The following is a 15209-nucleotide window of genomic DNA, read 5'->3' on the forward strand; positions in this document are numbered from 1 at the left end:
GCCGGGGGCGCTGGCCCTGCTGGCCGGCAAGCTGCTGGCGCCCCGTGCCACCGGCCGCTTGGTCGAAATCGTGAAGTCGGCGGCAGACCTGGAAGTGGCGACCGATCTGGCCCTCGACGCCCCCGAGGACGGACGCACGCCCACCCCCGCCGAACCGCGTCTGGGCTTCACCGACGGCGAGCAGGCCGGCCGGGTGGAGGCCTTCCTGCGCATGGTCGGCCTGACCTACGGCTTCGCGCCCCTGGTGGTCATGGTCGGCCATGGTTCCTTCAGCCAGAACAATCCCCACTTGGCGGCCTACGACTGCGGCGCCTGCAGCGGTCGCCACGGCGGTCCCAACGCCCGCATCTTCGCCACCATGGCCAACCGGCCGGAGGTCAGGGGCCTGCTGGCGGAACGGGGCATCGCCATTCCGGACGATACCTGGTTTCTGGGCGTCGAGCACAATACCGGCGACGAGGGCCTGGAGTGGTACGACCTGGACCGCATGCCCCCCGCTTTCGCCCCCGCCCTCGCCGCCTTCCAGGCCGATCTGGAGGACGCGCGCCGAAAGTCGGCCCATGAACGCTGTCGGCGCCTGGCCTCGGCGCCCCGCCGCCCCAGCCTGGAGCGGGCCCTCGCCCATATGGAAGGCCGCGCCCGCGACTTCAGCCAGGCGCGGCCCGAACTGGGGCACGCCACCAACGCCTGCGCCCTGATCGGCCGGCGCTCGGTGGCGCAGGGCGTCTTCTTCGACCGCCGCATGTTCCTGATTTCTTACGACCCCACCCAGGATGCGGAAGGGCGCATCGTCGAAGGCATCCTGCTGGCCGCCGGGCCGGTGGGGGCGGGCATCAGCCTGGAGTACTACTTCTCGACGGTGAACAACGACCGCTTCGGCTGCGGCACCAAGGTGGTGCACAACGTCACCGGCTTCCTGGGGGTGATGGAAGGCACGGCGTCCGACCTGCGCACCGGCCTGCCACGCCAGATGATCGAGATCCACGAGGCCATGCGGCTGCTGGTGATCGTCGAGCAGAAACCGGAAATCCTGACCGCCATCTACGAACGCCAGCCGGCGATCCGCGAACTGGTGGGGGGGGCCTGGATCCATCTGGCGGCCATCGAACCCGGTAGCGGGGCCCTGCACGTCTTCCGGCCGAACGTCGGTTGGGAGGCCTGGGCCCCGAACCTGAAGGCGCCGCCCCTGGTCGGCCGTTCGGCCGACTGGTACGCCGGCCACGAGGGCCCCCTGCCGCCGGCCCTGATCCGCCAGCCGGGAGAGGACGCGCGATGACCAAGGCCTTGGTTCTGTCGGTTCCCCTGCTGCCCTGGCTGGCCGCCGCCTGGATCGGGCTCGGCTACATGGGCGGCGGCAACCGGGGAGAACCCGGCGAACGCCCCACCGCCTGGGCCGCCCAGGGGGCGGCCCTGCTCTCGCTGTTCATCCTGCTGGCCCTTGACGGCCAGGCCCTGCTGCGCGGCGCGCCCGGCTACCTGGCCCTTTTCCCCTGGCTGGAGAGCGGTTCCTATCGGGTGATGGTCAGCTTCCTGGTCGATCCCCTGGCCCTGTCGATGGCCAGCATGGTGGCGCTGGTGTCCTTCCTGACCTTGCGGTTTTCCGTCAACTACATGCACCGGGAAGCCGGGTTCCAGCGCTTCTTCGCCATCCTCTGCCTGTTCGAGGGCGCCATGCTAATGATCGTGCTGGCCGGCAACGCCGTGCTGGCCTTCGTCGGCTGGGAGGTGGCGGGCATCGCCTCCTACCTGCTGATCGGCTATGCCTTCGACCGTCCCAACGCCACCGCCAACGCGGCCCGCGCCTTCATCGCCAACCGTTTCGGCGACGCCGGCTTCGTGGTGTCCATCGCCTTGTCATACTACTGGGTGCAGGGGCCGGAATGGCCGGCTCTGTTCCGTGGCGCGCCCAACCTGGGGACCCTGACCGCCGGGGTGGCGGCCGGCGGATTCGCCCTGGCGGCGCTCGCCAAGTCGGCCCAGATGCCCTTTGCCGCCTGGATCGCCCGCGCCCTGGAAGGGCCGACGCCGTCCAGCGCCGTGTTCTACGGCTCCCTCATGGTCCATGCCGGGGTCTTCCTGCTGATCCGGCTGGAACCTTTGGTCTCGCGCTCGCCCGCCCTGATGCTGGCGCTGGTGGTGCTGGGTCTTCTGACCGCGGTTTACGGCTTGTTGGTGGGGCTGGTGCAGACCGATGTGAAAAGCGCCCTGATCTTTTCCACCCAGGCGCAGGTGGGGTTGATGTTCGCCGAATGCGGCCTGGGCCTGTTCGACCTGGCGGCATGGCACATGGCGGCCCATGCCGCCTGGCGGGCCTACCAGTTCCTGGGCGCGCCGGCCTACATGCACCTGACCGGCAAGCCGGCCCGGCCGGTGCCCGCCTGGCTGGCGCGGCGGCGCGGCCTGTTCGCCGCGGCGCTGGGGCGCTTCTGGCTCGATCCGCTGGCCGAGGCGCTTCTAGCCCGGCCGACCCAGGCCCTGGGCCGGGATGTGCAGACCTTCGACGAACAGATGGTCAACCGTATCGTCGGCCGCCCGGACACCGCCGGCATGGTCTCCTCTTTGGCCGAATGGGAGGCGCGCCAAGCCGGCCTTGGAGGCGGCGACCTGGACGAGGTTGCCCACGGGCGCGGCATGCTGGGGCGGCTGCTCGAACGCATCGCCGGAGCCCTGCACTGGTTCGAGGACCGCCTGGTGCTCAGCAGCGGCGGCGAAGGCATGACGCGGGCGCTCCGCTACCTGGGGGCCTATCTGATGCTGGCCGACCGGTTGCTCGCCCAGCCGCGCTATCTGCTCTTGCTGATCGTCATCACCTTCATCGTGATCCTGTAGGCCGCCCATGACGCTCACCGAAATTCCCTGGACGGCGCAAGCGACCCTTCCGATCCTCGGACTGCTGCAACTGGTCCCCTTGGCCGGGGCGTTGGTGCTGTCCGGCATACGGCGCGAGAACGCCGCCTTCGTCTTCGGCTTGGCGCTGGGCGCCCTGGAACTGGGATTGGCGGTCTATTTGTATCTGCGTTTCGACGAAGCCAATCCAGCCCTGCAGTTCGCCGAGCGTCTATCCATCCTGGGACCCCTGGCCTACCATGCGGCGGCCGACGGCATCACGGTGCTGTTCGTGCTGCTGACCGCCTTCCTGACGCTGATGGTTGCCCTTTATGGCAAGGTGCGGCCCTTCTCGCCGCAGTCGCGCTTCCTGGCCGTGGTCTTCATCGGCGAGGCGGCCCTGATGAGCCAGTTCGCGACGGTGGATTTGCTGTGGTTCACCTTGCTTTCGATCGTCCAGGTGGCGGCGGCGGGCTACCTGCTGAAGGCCTGGGCGACCTCGTCCGAGGAAGGCACGGCGCTGGCCCGCTTTTACGAGTTCATGGGTTTCGGTCTACTGCTCCTGCTGGCTGCCGCCCTGATGCTGGGCTGGAACCATGCCGACACGGCCGGCGGCCGGTGGAGCTTCGACCTTCTGGCCTTGTCGGGCACGCCGGTTCCGGGGCCGCTGCGTTCGGTGATCTTCTACCTGCTGTTCTACGGGCTGGCGATCCGCATCCCGCTGTTTCCTCTGCACGGATGGCTGCCCTTGGCCGCCGAGCACGGGACCGTGGCTCCCGGCCTGGTCTTCCTGCTGGGCCTCAAGACCGGGGTTTACGGCCTGCTGCGCTTTCTCTTCCCGCTGCTGCCAGAGGCGGTGCTGCAATGGCATCCCTACGTGGTCGCCTTCGCCACCGCCGGCATCTTCTACGCCGCCCTGCTGGCGCTCATGCAGCAGAACCTCCGGCGTCTCCTGGCCTATGCGGTGGTCAGCCACACCAGCGTCCTGGTCATCGGCCTGTTCAGCCTTCATCCCCAGGCCTTCCAGGGCAGCGTCCTCCTGGCCGTGAACTTCGGCCTGGCGGTATCCGGCCTGCTGTTCATGGCCGGGTTGGTCTACCGGCGCACCCAGACCATGCTGCTGTCCCGCCTAGGGGGCCTGTTCGATCGCCTGCCGTTGATCGGCATCGCCTTCCTGGTGGCGGGTCTCGCCATCGTCGGCATGCCGGGCACGCCCGGTTTCGATGCCGCCCACCTGATGCTGGAAGCGGCCATCGACCGCTTCGGCGCCCTGGTCACCATCGCGGCGGCGCTGGGCAACGTGACGGCTGCCGCCTTCCTGCTTTGGGCCTTCCAACGCGCCTTCCTGGCTCCACCGGCGAGCGACGCGGCGGGCGCCAAGGCCGTGCGTCGCGCCAGTCCCATCGAACTGGCCCTGGCCGCCACCGTGATCGTGGTCCAGTTGGCGGCGGGATTCTTCTCGGAACCCTGGCTAAAGCTGGTGGAGACCACCAGCCATTCCCTCGCGGCGCCCTACGCGGCCAAGGAGGCTCGGCGATGAACGGCCTTCCCTTGCTGTCCGCTCTGATCGGCCTGCCTCTCCTGGGGGCGCTGCTGCTGGTCCTGCTGCCGGCCGACCGCCATGCGCGCGGGGCGGCCCTGGGCTTGGCCATTGCCGAACTCGGCTTGGCTCTGGCGGTGGCGGGTGGCGTCGACTCCCATGCCGCCGGTTTCCAGTTGGTCGAGAAGATGGTCTGGATTCCCAGTCTCAACGCCCATTACCACCTGGGCATCGATGGCCTGTCGGCCCTGTTCCTGCCGCTCACGGCGTTGCTCTTCGTGGCGACGACTCTTGCTTCGTGGACCGGGGTGCGGACCATGCCCCGGCTCTATTTCGCCCTGCTTTTGCTGCTCGAAGGGGTGACGATGGGCATCTTCTGCGCCCTCGACACCCTGCTGTTCTTCCTGTTCTGGGAACTGACCTTGGTGCCAGTTTACTTCCTGGTCAGCCTGTGGGGCGTGGGGCCCCATCGGCGCTATGCGGCGGTCAAGTACACCTTGATGATGCTGGGCGGTGGCGTGCCGCTGCTGTTCGGCTTCCTGCTAGCCGCCTTCCGCCATGCCGAGCCGGTCTTCGACCTGCCGACCCTGCTCGCCCAGCCGCTGCCGGCCGAGGCGCAACTGGCGGTGTTCCTGCTGCTGCTGGTCGGATTCGCGGTCAAGACGCCGGTTTTCCCTCTGCATACCTGGTTGCCGACCATCGCCATGGAAGGCCCTGCCGCCGTCGCGGCCGTGATGACCGGGCTGAAGCTGGGAGCCTACGGCATGATCCGTTTCGCCATCCCGCTCGCGCCCCAGGCGGCGCAGGACTTGCACTGGCTGCTGGCCGGCATGGGGGTGGTGGGCATCCTCTACGGCGCCCTGGCCGCCCTGGCCCAGACGAACCTGCGCCGGCTGCTGGCCTTTTCCAGCATCAGCCATGTGGGCATGGTGCTGCTGGGCCTGTCGACCTTCACCATCCAAGGTCTGCAGGGGGCGGTGTTCCAGCTTCTCAACTTCACCATCGCTGCCGGCGGCGCCTTCCTGATCGCGGGCTTCGTGCATCACCGCATCGGCTCCACCGACCTGGCGCATCTGGGCGGCGTGGCAAGCCGCATGCCCATGGCGGCCACCTTCTTCCTTCTGTTGGGCCTGGCGGGGATGGGCGTGCCGCTGACCTCGGGCTTCGCCGCCGAACATCTGATTCTTCTGGGGACACTGGCCTCCCACAAGGGGGCGGCCCTGGCCGCTCTGGGCGGGGCGATCCTCGGAGCCGCCTATTTCCTGGGATTCTACCGCCAGGCCTTCCTTGGGCCGGTGCGCAACGTGGCCGTGGACGACTGCCTGGATTTGCAGCCGCGCGAACTGGTTATTGCCGTGGTGCTGGGACTTCTGGTCCTGGCAGTGGGGCTTTATCCGGCGGCGGTGTTGGACTTCACTCGCGGCGCGGCGGAAGGCTGGATGAGCGGCCTAGGCCGTTAGACGGGCCGTTAGCGGGTTGCCCGACGGCCTCCATGCTGGTAGCCTCTTTCCCCTCGCCAGGGAGGCGGGAAGGGGGTGGCTGTGAGCAAACGCGGACTTTTCGTCGCGCTGGTCGTGCTGGGAGCCGTTGCGCTCGCTGGATTCAGTCTTTACTACGCCTTGTCCCCGGCCTTGCGGACGCAGCCGGCCGAGACGTCCCCGCCGCCGCCCGAACTGTCTCCCGAGGCGGCCCGCCGCTTGTTCGCCGAACGGGGCCGCATTCTCGCCGACGACGAAGTCCGTCCCGCCTTGGCGCCCGAAGGCTACGCGTTTCTCGTGGGCGGGGCGCAGGCCGGCGTCGATGCCGCGCCTTTCTTTCGGGAGTTGTTCGCCAGCTTCTCCGGCCAAGTGGGAGTTGCGGTTCTGAGCGCCTCTACGGCGCTGGACGACGGTCGGCGACTGCCGCCGGTTCCGGTTGCGGTCCTGGCGTCGTCGCCTGAATTCCGGGCCGCCTTTTTGCTGGGCGATGGCGGGGTGCGGATGACACCACTGTTCGCCGCCAACGGCGCCGCCAAGGCCATCGTGTCGTTGGCCGTTTCCTACGTTCCCGGGGCCGACGCCGCCCTGGTGGGCGGCTTGGCGGGCGAGGCGGAAAGCCTGTATTCCTTCCTGTCGGCCGAGCCGGCGCCCCTCTGGACCAGTCCGGGCGGCGTGCAGTTGCGCGCCCAGGCCTTCGCCGACCGTTTGAATGGCCTGGGAGCCAAGACCGTCGATGGCTTGCTGTCCTTCGACATCCTGCTCAAGGATGGTGCGGATTCGCGTGGCCGGATCGTGGAACTCGTGGACACCAACGGCCATGCGCTGATGCGCCTGTCCTTCCGCCTGGGGTCTCATGCACCTCTTTTTCCCGTGGGCGCCGTGCCCCAGCTTTCCCTGGCCACACTCTCGGCTCTGCCGGCGGACGGCGGCCGGACGGTAGGCGATTACCTGGCGGCGCGCGCCGGTCAGGCCATGGGGGCCGCGTTGACCGCCGGTCCGGCCGAACTGGCCGAAGCCTGCGGAGCCCTGCGGACGAGGCTTGGCAACGCAGCCGGTCTCAGTCTTCAGGATAGCGCGGCGGTCTTGCGAACCGTCTTCCAGGTCCGTTCGCTTTTCGCGACCGGCGGGGACCTTGGGTCCTGCCTGGGGCCGGAAGGGCTGGCGATGATCGAGAAGGGCGGTTTCCCGCCGACCGACAAGCCCACTCCGGTGAATGCGAGCCGCACCCGGCGGATGGACGCCGTGGCCAGCCAAGTGACCACGGCCCTCAACCCCAAGGTTCCGCCCGCCCTCAGGGAAAGCCTCGCTTCCCGCTTCGCTCCCGGTGTGGCGCTATTCGACCAAGCAGGGTTCTGGCTGACCCAGGCGTCCTCGCGCGCCGTTCCGTCAGCCTCGTCCACCATCGTTCCGGCCGTGGCGCCTGCCGAGGCCATGGAGATTCTCTCCTCCCTGCCGGTGGCGCAATTGGGCTGCGCCGCGCCGGGGGCCGACAAGGCGTCGGCCCGGCGTACCGTCCTGGTCGAACTGGACCAGGACGCCGGACTCTGGCATCTTGACTTGGCCTTCGACGATGCCGACCGGGTGGCGGGAATCGTGTTGGGCGAGGCTTCGCAGGCCGACTTCTGCCGCGCCATGGCGGCCCGCCGGGAAGGTTCGATCTGCCCCTTCGCCAAGCCCGGCCGCGCTTTCCGCGGCATCGCGCCCGGAAAATGTTGAAGCCGGCGTAAGCATCTGCGATAAGCGGGCGCCCAGCTAGGATTCAGCGAATGACCGCCGCTTCCGACCGGATTCCGCCGCAGCTTGCCGTCGTGGTGCCGGTCCACGACGAAGCCGACAACCTGGCCCCCTTGATCGCCGAGATCCGCGCAGCCCTGGCGGACGTCGGACCGTTCGAGATCGTCTATGTGGACGACGGCAGTTCCGACGCCACCTGGGAGCGGCTGCGGACCCTCAAGGCCCAGATCCCCGAACTGCGCTGCCTTCGCCATCGCGCCTGCTGCGGCCAGAGCGCTGCCGTGGCCACCGGCGTCAAGGCCGCAAGCGCTCCGATCGTGGCCACCCTGGACGGCGATGGCCAAAACGATCCCGCGGACATTCCCCGCCTCCTGGAGGTGCTGCGCCTGGCTCCCGATCCGGACCTGCTTCTGGTCGCCGGCCATCGGACGCAACGCAAGGACACGCCGTACAAACGCCTGCAGTCGCGCGTCGCGAACCGCGTGCGCGGCGGCCTTCTGGGCGACGCGACGCCGGATACCGGCTGCGGGCTGAAGGTCTTCACCCGTACCGCCTTCCTGGACATGCCGCGTTTCGACCACATGCACCGCTACCTGCCCGCCCTGATGCTTCGCCGGGGCGGCCGGGTGCAGTCGGTGCCGGTCAATCACCGCCCGCGCGCCCGCGGGGTTTCCAAGTACGGCATGCTCGACCGCCTGATGGTGGGCCTCGTCGACCTGCTAGGCGTCATGTGGCTGCAAAGGCGGGGCAGCAAGCCCCAGGTCGAAGAATGAACTTTCGCGTCTTCCTGCGCGGCTTGGCCTTCATCGTCTCGCTGGTGGCCCTGGGGTTCCTCGCCAAGGCCCTGCACCTGGACGCGGTCTTCGATACCGCCTGGATCGACGCCGACGTCAAGGGCAGGGGCCTGGAAGGCGAGATGCTCTACCTGGGCGCCGGCGCGCTTTTGACCGGCGTCGGCTTTCCCCGCCAAGCGGTGGCCTTCCTGGGCGGCTACGCCTTCGGCGTAGTCGAAGGAACGGCCTGGTCCCTGGCGGCGACGGGCCTCGGCTGCGTGGGGTCCTTCTTCTACGCCCGCTTCCTGGGACGCCGGCTGGTCGCCAGCCGCTTTCCCGGCAAGGTCAAGCGGATCGACGACTTTCTGCACGACAATCCGTTCTCGATGACGTTGCTGATCCGCCTTCTGCCGGTGGGCAGCAACGTGGCGACCAACCTGCTGGCCGGGGTGAGCCGCGTGCGGCCTTTGCCCTTCCTGGCCGGCTCGCTGGTCGGCTACATGCCGCAGAACTTGGTTTTCGCCTTGAGCGGCAGCGGCGTCACGGTGGATTCCCAAGGACGCATCGCCGTGGGCGTGGTGCTGTTCGTGCTGTCGGGGCTGCTGGGGGTCTATCTTTATCACCGCTACCGCCACGGCAAGAGCCTGGACGCCGACATCGACCGCCAGATCGGCGAGGAGACTTTGCCGTGAGGCCGTCCGTCCTCTGGACCCTTCTGTGGCTGGGCTTGGTGGCCGTCGTGCTGGCGACGCGCCCGCTGCTGCCCATGGACGAGACCCGCTACCTGTCGGTAGCCTGGGAGATGATGCAGGGCGGCGATTTCCTGGTACCGCATCTGAACGGCGAAACCTACAGCCACAAGCCGCCGCTGATGTTCTGGCTGATCGATCTCGGCTGGGCCGCCTTCGGCGTGAACGAGACCTGGGCCCGCCTGGTGGTGCCCCTGATGGGGCTGGCCAACCTGTTCCTTACCGCCGCCATCGGTGGCCGTCTCTGGCCCCAGGCTCCGGAACGGGGCCAGGCGGCCGCCTTCGTCCTTTGCGGCGCCTTGTTCTTCACCCTGTTCGGCACCCTGACCTTCTTCGACCTGATGCTGGGCTTCTGCGCCCTGGTGGGGCTGCTGGGGTTGCTGATGGCCTGGCGGGAAGGGGGGTGGAAGGGCTTCGGTCTGGTGGCGCTGGGCATCGGGCTCGGCATCCTCGCCAAGGGCCCGGCCATTCTCCTGCACATTCTGCCCGTCGCCCTGGCCGCGCCCTGGTGGGCGCCCCGCTTGGCCGGGCCCGGCCGGCCCTGGAAGGCCTGGTACCAGGGCCTGGGGCTGGCGGTCCTGGCCGGGGCCGCCATCGGCCTGGCCTGGGCCGTTCCGGCCGGCATCGCGGGCGGCGAGGATTACCGCCGCGCCATCTTCTGGGGCCAATCGGCGGGCAGGGTGGTGGATTCCTTCGCCCACAAGCGCGGCTGGTGGTGGTACCTGGCGGTCCTGCCGGGCCTTTTGCTGCCCTGGACGCTGTGGCCGCCGCTTTGGCGGGCGCAAAGGCGCTGGCCGGACCTGCTGTCCGACGGCGCGGTACGCTTTTGCCTGGTCTGGTTCTTGTCGGCGCTTGTGGTCTTTTCCCTAATTAGCGGCAAGCAGCTTCATTACCTGCTGCCGGAATTCCCCGCCATCGCCCTTCTGGCGGCTCGCCTGATCGATGGCCAGGACAGCCGGCGGCTGGACCGGATCGCGGTGGGCGGCTTCGGTATCCTGGTGGGCGTCGCCATGCTGCTGGAGCCCGTGGCGGAGAGGTTCGTCAGGGTTCCCGACTGGCTGGAAGGCATGGACGCCGGCTGGGGACTGCTGCCCGTGGCGGCCGGGCTGGCGCTGATCCTGCGACCGATGGCCAGCCCGCTGGCCCGGGCGGCGGGACCCGCGGCCCTGTCGGTGCTGCTGGTTGCTTCCGCCCATCTGGCAGCCATGCCCGAGCTGCGCGAGACCTTCGACCTGGAACCCCTGGCCCGCCGCTTGGCCCAATGGGAGAAGGAAGGGTACGTCCTGGCCCATTACGGCAAGTACCACGGACAATTCCATTTCCTGGGCCGGCTGGAAAAGCCGATGGCTGCGGTCGGCGATGGCGAGATCGCCGACTGGCTGGCCGCGACATCCAAGGGCAAGGTCGTCACCTATCACCGGGTGCGGCCGACCGAAGGCAACCCCGACTTGGTGCGCCAGTTCCGCCGATCCTGGATCGCCGTCTGGGACATTGAGGAAGTGCGCCGCGATCCGAACCGCATCAAGCGTCTAAGCTGATCTTCGACAGCAGGGCGAGCGCCGTCTCGGGAGTGTCGGCGGGCGGGTCGAAGGCCAGCCGGCGGATCGTCTCGCCGCGGGCCAGGTGGCAACCATCGGGATCGACGGCCACCGGCTTCCAGGCGCCCTCGGGGAAACAGGTGAGAATTTCCTCCTCCGCCGCCGCGAAAGCCGCCGCCCGATTGAGGCCGAAAGGTGCCGGAAACCAGACTGCCCGGCCGAAGCCGCCGACGAAGTGGGCCTTTTCCGGATGCATCTTCCAGAAGCCGAAATCGCCGAATCCGGCATAGAGCGCCGCCCCGGGGTGGCAGGCGAGAAACCGGCGCCGCAGCCGCTCGTCGGCCGTCGGCACGGCGACGCCCGACAGGGTAACCCGCGGGCCGGCCTGGGGATTGGCCAGACCCTCGGTGCCGTCGAGCAGCAGGGAGGCGCGCCCATCCGCCTTCAGGTTGCGGGTGTGGTCCGACAGCCCCGAAAGCAGCAGGATGGGCGACAGGTCGTGGTCGAAGGCGACGGTCACGAGGGAGGCATAAGGTGCACCGCCTTCCGCCATCAGGCTCGCCAGGGCTCCTTTGCGGCAGGCCCGTGCCACGCGCCGCAGCGCTAAGCGGTTGTCCTTGGGCAAATCCATCAGTAGCCGCAGTCGGCGGTCATCATGTCCATGACCCCGAACATGTCGCCGGGCGCCGGGAAGGGCATGTCCCAGGGCATGGGCATGCCGCCCGAACGCATGCGCAGCAGGCTTTCCGCCCACTGGAGGGGACGGGGCAGGTACCCGTATTGCCACGCCACCCCCCGCAGTTCCTGGACGAAGGCGATGTCGCAGCCGGTGCCGCCGCCGGTCATCGCCCAGCAGATGTCGTGATTGCGGCAGGCATTGTCGAAGGCATCGACGGGAGGCGGGTTGGTGGCCGGATGGGGATGGTTGACGCCGCACCAGTTGCCGTAGACGGGAAAGCACTTGGCCTCCGCCCGAAGGATGGTGGCGAGCATCAGCAGGGCGGCGAACAAGGCGATACGGACCATGGCCCTAGAATTTCCCCGGAAGGGCCCCGCCGTCAACCCGGAAAATCGCACGGTTTAGCCGACGAGTTCGCTTATCTTGCTGTGGTGATCGACGCCTTCACCCGCCGGGTGGTGGGCTGGGCGCTGGCAACCCACCTGCAGGCCAGCCTTGCCATCGCAGCCCTGGAAATGGCCATAACGGCCCGCGATCCGCGGCCCGGCAACCCTGGTCCACCATTCCGACCGAGGCGTCCAGTACGCCTGCGGCGACTATACCGCCGTGCTGCAACGCCGGGGCATCCTCCCCAGCATGAGCCGGTTCGGAAATCCCTACGACACCGCCGCCTGCCTGCTCGCCGAAGGCCATGGGTGCCGACCGCTGCCGGCAAGCATCCTGCCAAAGCTTGGGAGCGCCTACGGGGCGGACGGGTAGGTTCATTTCCCTTTGCGCTTTTCACCCAATATCCCTGAAATTGGGTTCTTCACCACTCGTCAAGGACTCAGGGCTATAATTGACGGATGAACGATCGCAAGGGTCCTCCCGTCCCGTCCGCCTATGTCCTCGCCGACGACCCGGACGAGGTGCTGCGCCGTGAACGGAAGCGCGAACAGGCAGCCAGCCGGCTGGGCAACCGCCACCTGGACATGGACCGCATTGAGGCCGGGATGGAAAATTCGGTGGCGCGCCAGATGCTGAAGCTGCTGCGAGACAATCCGGAACTGGCCGCACAGATGGTCAAGGGCCTGACGCGGGGCGGTAAATAAGGTTCAGGCGGCTTCGCGGAATTCGTAGGGAATGAAGTCGTTGCGACTGTAGTCGGTGCGCGGGGCGCGGGCCAGCCGGACTACGGTGCTGCGGCGCTGGGCGGCGTCCCGGGCAGCCTGGGCGGCGTTCTTGGCGGCCATCGTCTTCAGGTCGCCGACCAGATAGAGAATGCCCATGATCGCGGTGAACAGGAAAACTGCGAGACTCATGTCGGCCATGACGAACTCCCTTTCTGGGTGCCGGCGTTGGTGAGCCCAGGGTAGAAAGAATTCGTCAAGGAACCGTAAACGGCCCTATTTGGTCTTGATGTCCAGCACCCGCAGGACCTGCGGCCAGGTGCGGTTGGGGGTGCCGTAGTGGATGGCCAAGCCGCGTGCCGACTGGCGGATCACCACGCCTTCGATGACCATGGGCGAGACCTTGTTCATCAAGGGTACCTTCAGTGTCATCTCGATGGGGGCGCCGTCGGGCCAGGTGCCCTCGACGCCGGCCACGAACACGCCTTCCGAGGAAACGTCGACCAGATCGTATTCCTTGTCCTTGACCAGGACCCGGATGACCGGCAGCTCGTAGCGCGGATGCTGGCGCTTGTCGCTGGCGTTGCCGGTGGTGACGACGGTAACTTTGCGCTTGGTCATCCGCAGGCCCTCCCCAGTCGCTTTTCTCTGGTCCGACCATACCTCCGCGGATGGTCTTCCAGCAACAGGAAGTGCCATGGCCGCAAGGCCTGGCGGGAATTCCGCTAGCTCTTCTTGACTTCGGTGCGGATGATTTCGGTCATGGTGACGCCCAGGCGGCCGTCGACCACCACCAGTTCCCCCCGCGCTACCAAGCGCTTGTTGGCGTATATTTCCACCGGCTCGCCCACCTTCTTGTCCAGTTCCACCACCGCGCCGCGCCCCAGGCGCAGCAGCTGGTTGACCTGGATCGAGCACTTGCCGAGCACGGTATGCACCTCGACGGGGACGTCGTAGATGGCTTCCATCCCCTTCTTGCCCTTGCTCTTGCCGTCGTCCGCCATGTGTGACTCCTTGAAGCCTCCAGGGTAGTCGCGCCCGGCCGGCATGTCTACAGCAGGGCCGCCTTCAGCCGGGCCAGTTCGTGGCGGGCGGCGCTTAGCCAGGGGGCGGCGAGGACCAGGCAGGTGGCGCACCAAGCCATTGCCTCGACGTTGCGCAACCCGTCCAGGCCGCCGAATCCGGCAACCACCAGGACGATGGCCATCCAGCCTTCCTCGCGGTGGTCGGCGCCCGGCCCTTCCTCGGGCCCCAGCCAGTGGCGCGCCGCCAGCACCAATGCGGGCAGCCAGAAGATCGGAATGGGAAAGTCGCGATGGCGGCCGTCGACGGCGATGATGAGAGCGATGGCGGCCCCCGCCACCAGCATGAGCGAGGTCAGAATGCCCATGGCCATGGCCGGGGTGCAGGCCAGGCGGCTGGGCCGGCGCAGGCAGGCGACGACCTCCGACAGCGGAGCCGGAACGGCCCGGGTCCAGGGGCTGCCGCTCGCGCGGATCAAAGGCAGGGCCAGCAGGGCGGCGGCGACGATCAGGCCTAGGCCGCCGATGCCCAGCGCCCAGTCCCAAAGGCCCAGCGCCGTGACCCGGATGTGATCGGCGGCGATGGCAAGCCCGCCGCCCGCGGCTTGGCCCAGCGCGGCCAGGACCAGCCAGCGGCCCCAGGACAAGATCCAGCCGCCTACCAGTCCGAATCCGAGCAGGAGCAGAGAGGCGGCAGTCGAGAAACCGAAGGCGGCGCGCCACTGGGGCCACTCGGTCACCGGGCCAGCCAGGGGGAACTTGGGCTTCAGATCCTTGTCCAGCAGGCCCCAGTAGCCGCCCACCGTGCCTTCCGGCCACTTCTTCCAGGGCTGGTCGATGGCCTCGATGATGTTGTAGCCGACGCCGATGGAATCGGCTTGGCGCACGAATTCGCGGATGAAGCGGGCCTCGTTGACCAGGGTGGGTGCGGCGGCGCCGCGGGTGCGACCGGCGCTGGGCCAGCCGATCTCGCCAATGGTCAGGCGCTTGTGGGGGAACAGGGCCCGCGCCTTGTCGACGATGCCCCGCACGTGGGACTGCACCTCGTCGATGCTCACCGGCTCCGGATCGTCCCAATGGGGCAGGATGTGGATGGTGACGAAGTCGACGGCGTCCGCCAGTTGAGGATTGCGGCGCCAGAACTCGAAGATGTCGGCGTAGGTCACCGGCAGATTGGTCTGCGCCTTGACCGAGCGGATGATGCCGGCCAGGCGGTCGCCGCTCATTTCCCGGCGCAGCATCACTTCGTTGCCGACCACGATGGCGCGGATGGCCTCGGGGTTGGCCTTGGCGGCGGCGACGGCGGCGGCGATTTCCTTGTCGTCGGATTCCTTGGTGCCGCTGATCCAGATGCCGGCCAGAACCTTCATGCCCAGTTTGGCGGCGGCAGCCGGAACGTAGCCCTGGGTACGCATGGACGAATAGGTGCGCACGCAGTCCGTATGATCCTTCAACACCCTGAGGTCGCGATCCACCGTGGCCGGCGAGACGTCGTAGTCCTTGTCGAGCGGCGATAGCCCGCCTTCGAAGGGGGTGTAGGACATGCATTGCAGGCGGGCCCCTGGCACGTCGGGCAGGGGTACCGGACGGCCCATCCAGCCCCAGAAGGCGAAAGAGGCGGCAGCCATGCAGGCAAACGCGACGACGAAAGCGGCGAGGCGGGGTGCGGGACGACTGCCCATGGTTCTACCCTCCGGAGCGACCTGACCGGCGAAGTATCACCTTTACCGTCCGCCCGCAAATGGAAAGGCCGCCGGAAAC

15 protein-coding genes are annotated in these 15209 nt (G+C 68.1%); 9 read left to right on the forward strand and 6 right to left on the reverse strand.

Translation table 11 applies throughout. From position 1 onward, the window contains the following. From H7841_05630 to H7841_05665, 8 genes are all read left to right on the forward strand, one after another. Window positions 1-1276 (forward strand): DUF2309 domain-containing protein (locus tag H7841_05630; protein MEO5336357.1); only part of this gene is annotated, 1276 nt, incomplete at its 5' end. Further along, a complete protein-coding gene (locus tag H7841_05635) occupies window positions 1273-2829 on the forward strand; it encodes a hypothetical protein (GenBank protein ID MEO5336358.1) in 1557 nt (518 codons plus the stop codon). The genes H7841_05630 and H7841_05635, both read left to right, overlap by 4 nt. 7 nt (window positions 2830-2836) lie before the next feature. Continuing rightward, the gene (locus H7841_05640; protein MEO5336359.1) at window positions 2837-4366 is read left to right on the forward strand and encodes an NADH-quinone oxidoreductase subunit M; all 1530 of its coding nucleotides are present in this window, start codon (window positions 2837-2839) and stop codon (window positions 4364-4366) included. Then, entirely contained in the window at window positions 4363-5826 is a 1464-nt protein-coding gene (locus H7841_05645; GenBank protein MEO5336360.1) for an NADH-quinone oxidoreductase subunit M, read from the forward strand. Before H7841_05640 ends, H7841_05645 begins: the two co-directional genes overlap by 4 nt. 81 nt (window positions 5827-5907) lie before the next feature. Next, a complete protein-coding gene (locus tag H7841_05650) occupies window positions 5908-7560 on the forward strand; it encodes a hypothetical protein (GenBank protein ID MEO5336361.1) in 1653 nt (550 codons plus the stop codon). Between the two features lie 50 nt (window positions 7561-7610). After that, entirely contained in the window at window positions 7611-8351 is a 741-nt protein-coding gene (locus H7841_05655; GenBank protein MEO5336362.1) for a glycosyltransferase family 2 protein, read from the forward strand. After that, the gene (locus H7841_05660) at window positions 8348-9043 is read left to right on the forward strand and encodes a VTT domain-containing protein (protein MEO5336363.1); all 696 of its coding nucleotides are present in this window, start codon (window positions 8348-8350) and stop codon (window positions 9041-9043) included. The genes H7841_05655 and H7841_05660 overlap by 4 nt, the downstream gene beginning before the upstream one ends. Next, the gene (locus H7841_05665) at window positions 9040-10638 is read left to right on the forward strand and encodes a glycosyltransferase family 39 protein (protein ID MEO5336364.1); all 1599 of its coding nucleotides are present in this window, start codon (window positions 9040-9042) and stop codon (window positions 10636-10638) included. Before H7841_05660 ends, H7841_05665 begins: the two co-directional genes overlap by 4 nt. Here the strand turns inward: H7841_05665 and H7841_05670 are convergent. Then, window positions 10622-11269 (reverse strand): CREG family protein, encoded by a 648-nt coding sequence (locus H7841_05670; GenBank protein MEO5336365.1) that lies wholly within the window; start codon window positions 11267-11269, stop codon window positions 10622-10624. The two genes, H7841_05665 and H7841_05670, sit on opposite strands and share 17 nt — an antisense overlap. Beyond that, window positions 11269-11664 (reverse strand): hypothetical protein, encoded by a 396-nt coding sequence (locus H7841_05675; GenBank protein MEO5336366.1) that lies wholly within the window; start codon window positions 11662-11664, stop codon window positions 11269-11271. Before H7841_05675 ends, H7841_05670 begins: the two co-directional genes overlap by 1 nt. 498 nt (window positions 11665-12162) lie before the next feature. Here H7841_05675 and H7841_05680 point away from each other — a divergent pair, with 498 nt between their 5' ends. Next, complete coding sequence (locus H7841_05680; protein ID MEO5336367.1) at window positions 12163-12408, forward strand: hypothetical protein; 246 nt, start codon at window positions 12163-12165, stop codon at window positions 12406-12408. Window positions 12409-12411: 3 nt separating this feature from the next. Here the strand turns inward: H7841_05680 and H7841_05685 are convergent, their stop codons facing one another. The 4 genes from H7841_05685 to H7841_05700 form a co-directional block, all read right to left on the reverse strand. Continuing rightward, window positions 12412-12627 carry a hypothetical protein gene (locus H7841_05685; GenBank protein ID MEO5336368.1) on the reverse strand — a complete coding sequence of 72 codons (216 nt, stop codon included), beginning with the start codon at window positions 12625-12627 and terminating at the stop codon, window positions 12412-12414. A 75-nt stretch (window positions 12628-12702) separates the two neighbouring features. Then, window positions 12703-13047 (reverse strand): PilZ domain-containing protein, encoded by a 345-nt coding sequence (locus tag H7841_05690; GenBank protein ID MEO5336369.1) that lies wholly within the window; start codon window positions 13045-13047, stop codon window positions 12703-12705. A gap of 104 nt (window positions 13048-13151) precedes the next feature. Beyond that, on the reverse strand, window positions 13152-13430 hold the full coding sequence (gene fliN, locus H7841_05695) for a flagellar motor switch protein FliN (protein ID MEO5336370.1): 279 nt from the start codon (window positions 13428-13430) through the stop codon (window positions 13152-13154). Window positions 13431-13477: 47 nt separating this feature from the next. After that, window positions 13478-15130 carry a hypothetical protein gene (locus tag H7841_05700; protein ID MEO5336371.1) on the reverse strand — a complete coding sequence of 551 codons (1653 nt, stop codon included), beginning with the start codon at window positions 15128-15130 and terminating at the stop codon, window positions 13478-13480. Between the last annotated feature and the right edge of the window lie 79 nt (window positions 15131-15209).

Origin of the sequence: Magnetospirillum sp. WYHS-4 (assembly GCA_039908345.1) — a bacterium.
Classification (GTDB): domain Bacteria; phylum Pseudomonadota; class Alphaproteobacteria; order Rhodospirillales; family GLO-3; genus JAMOBD01.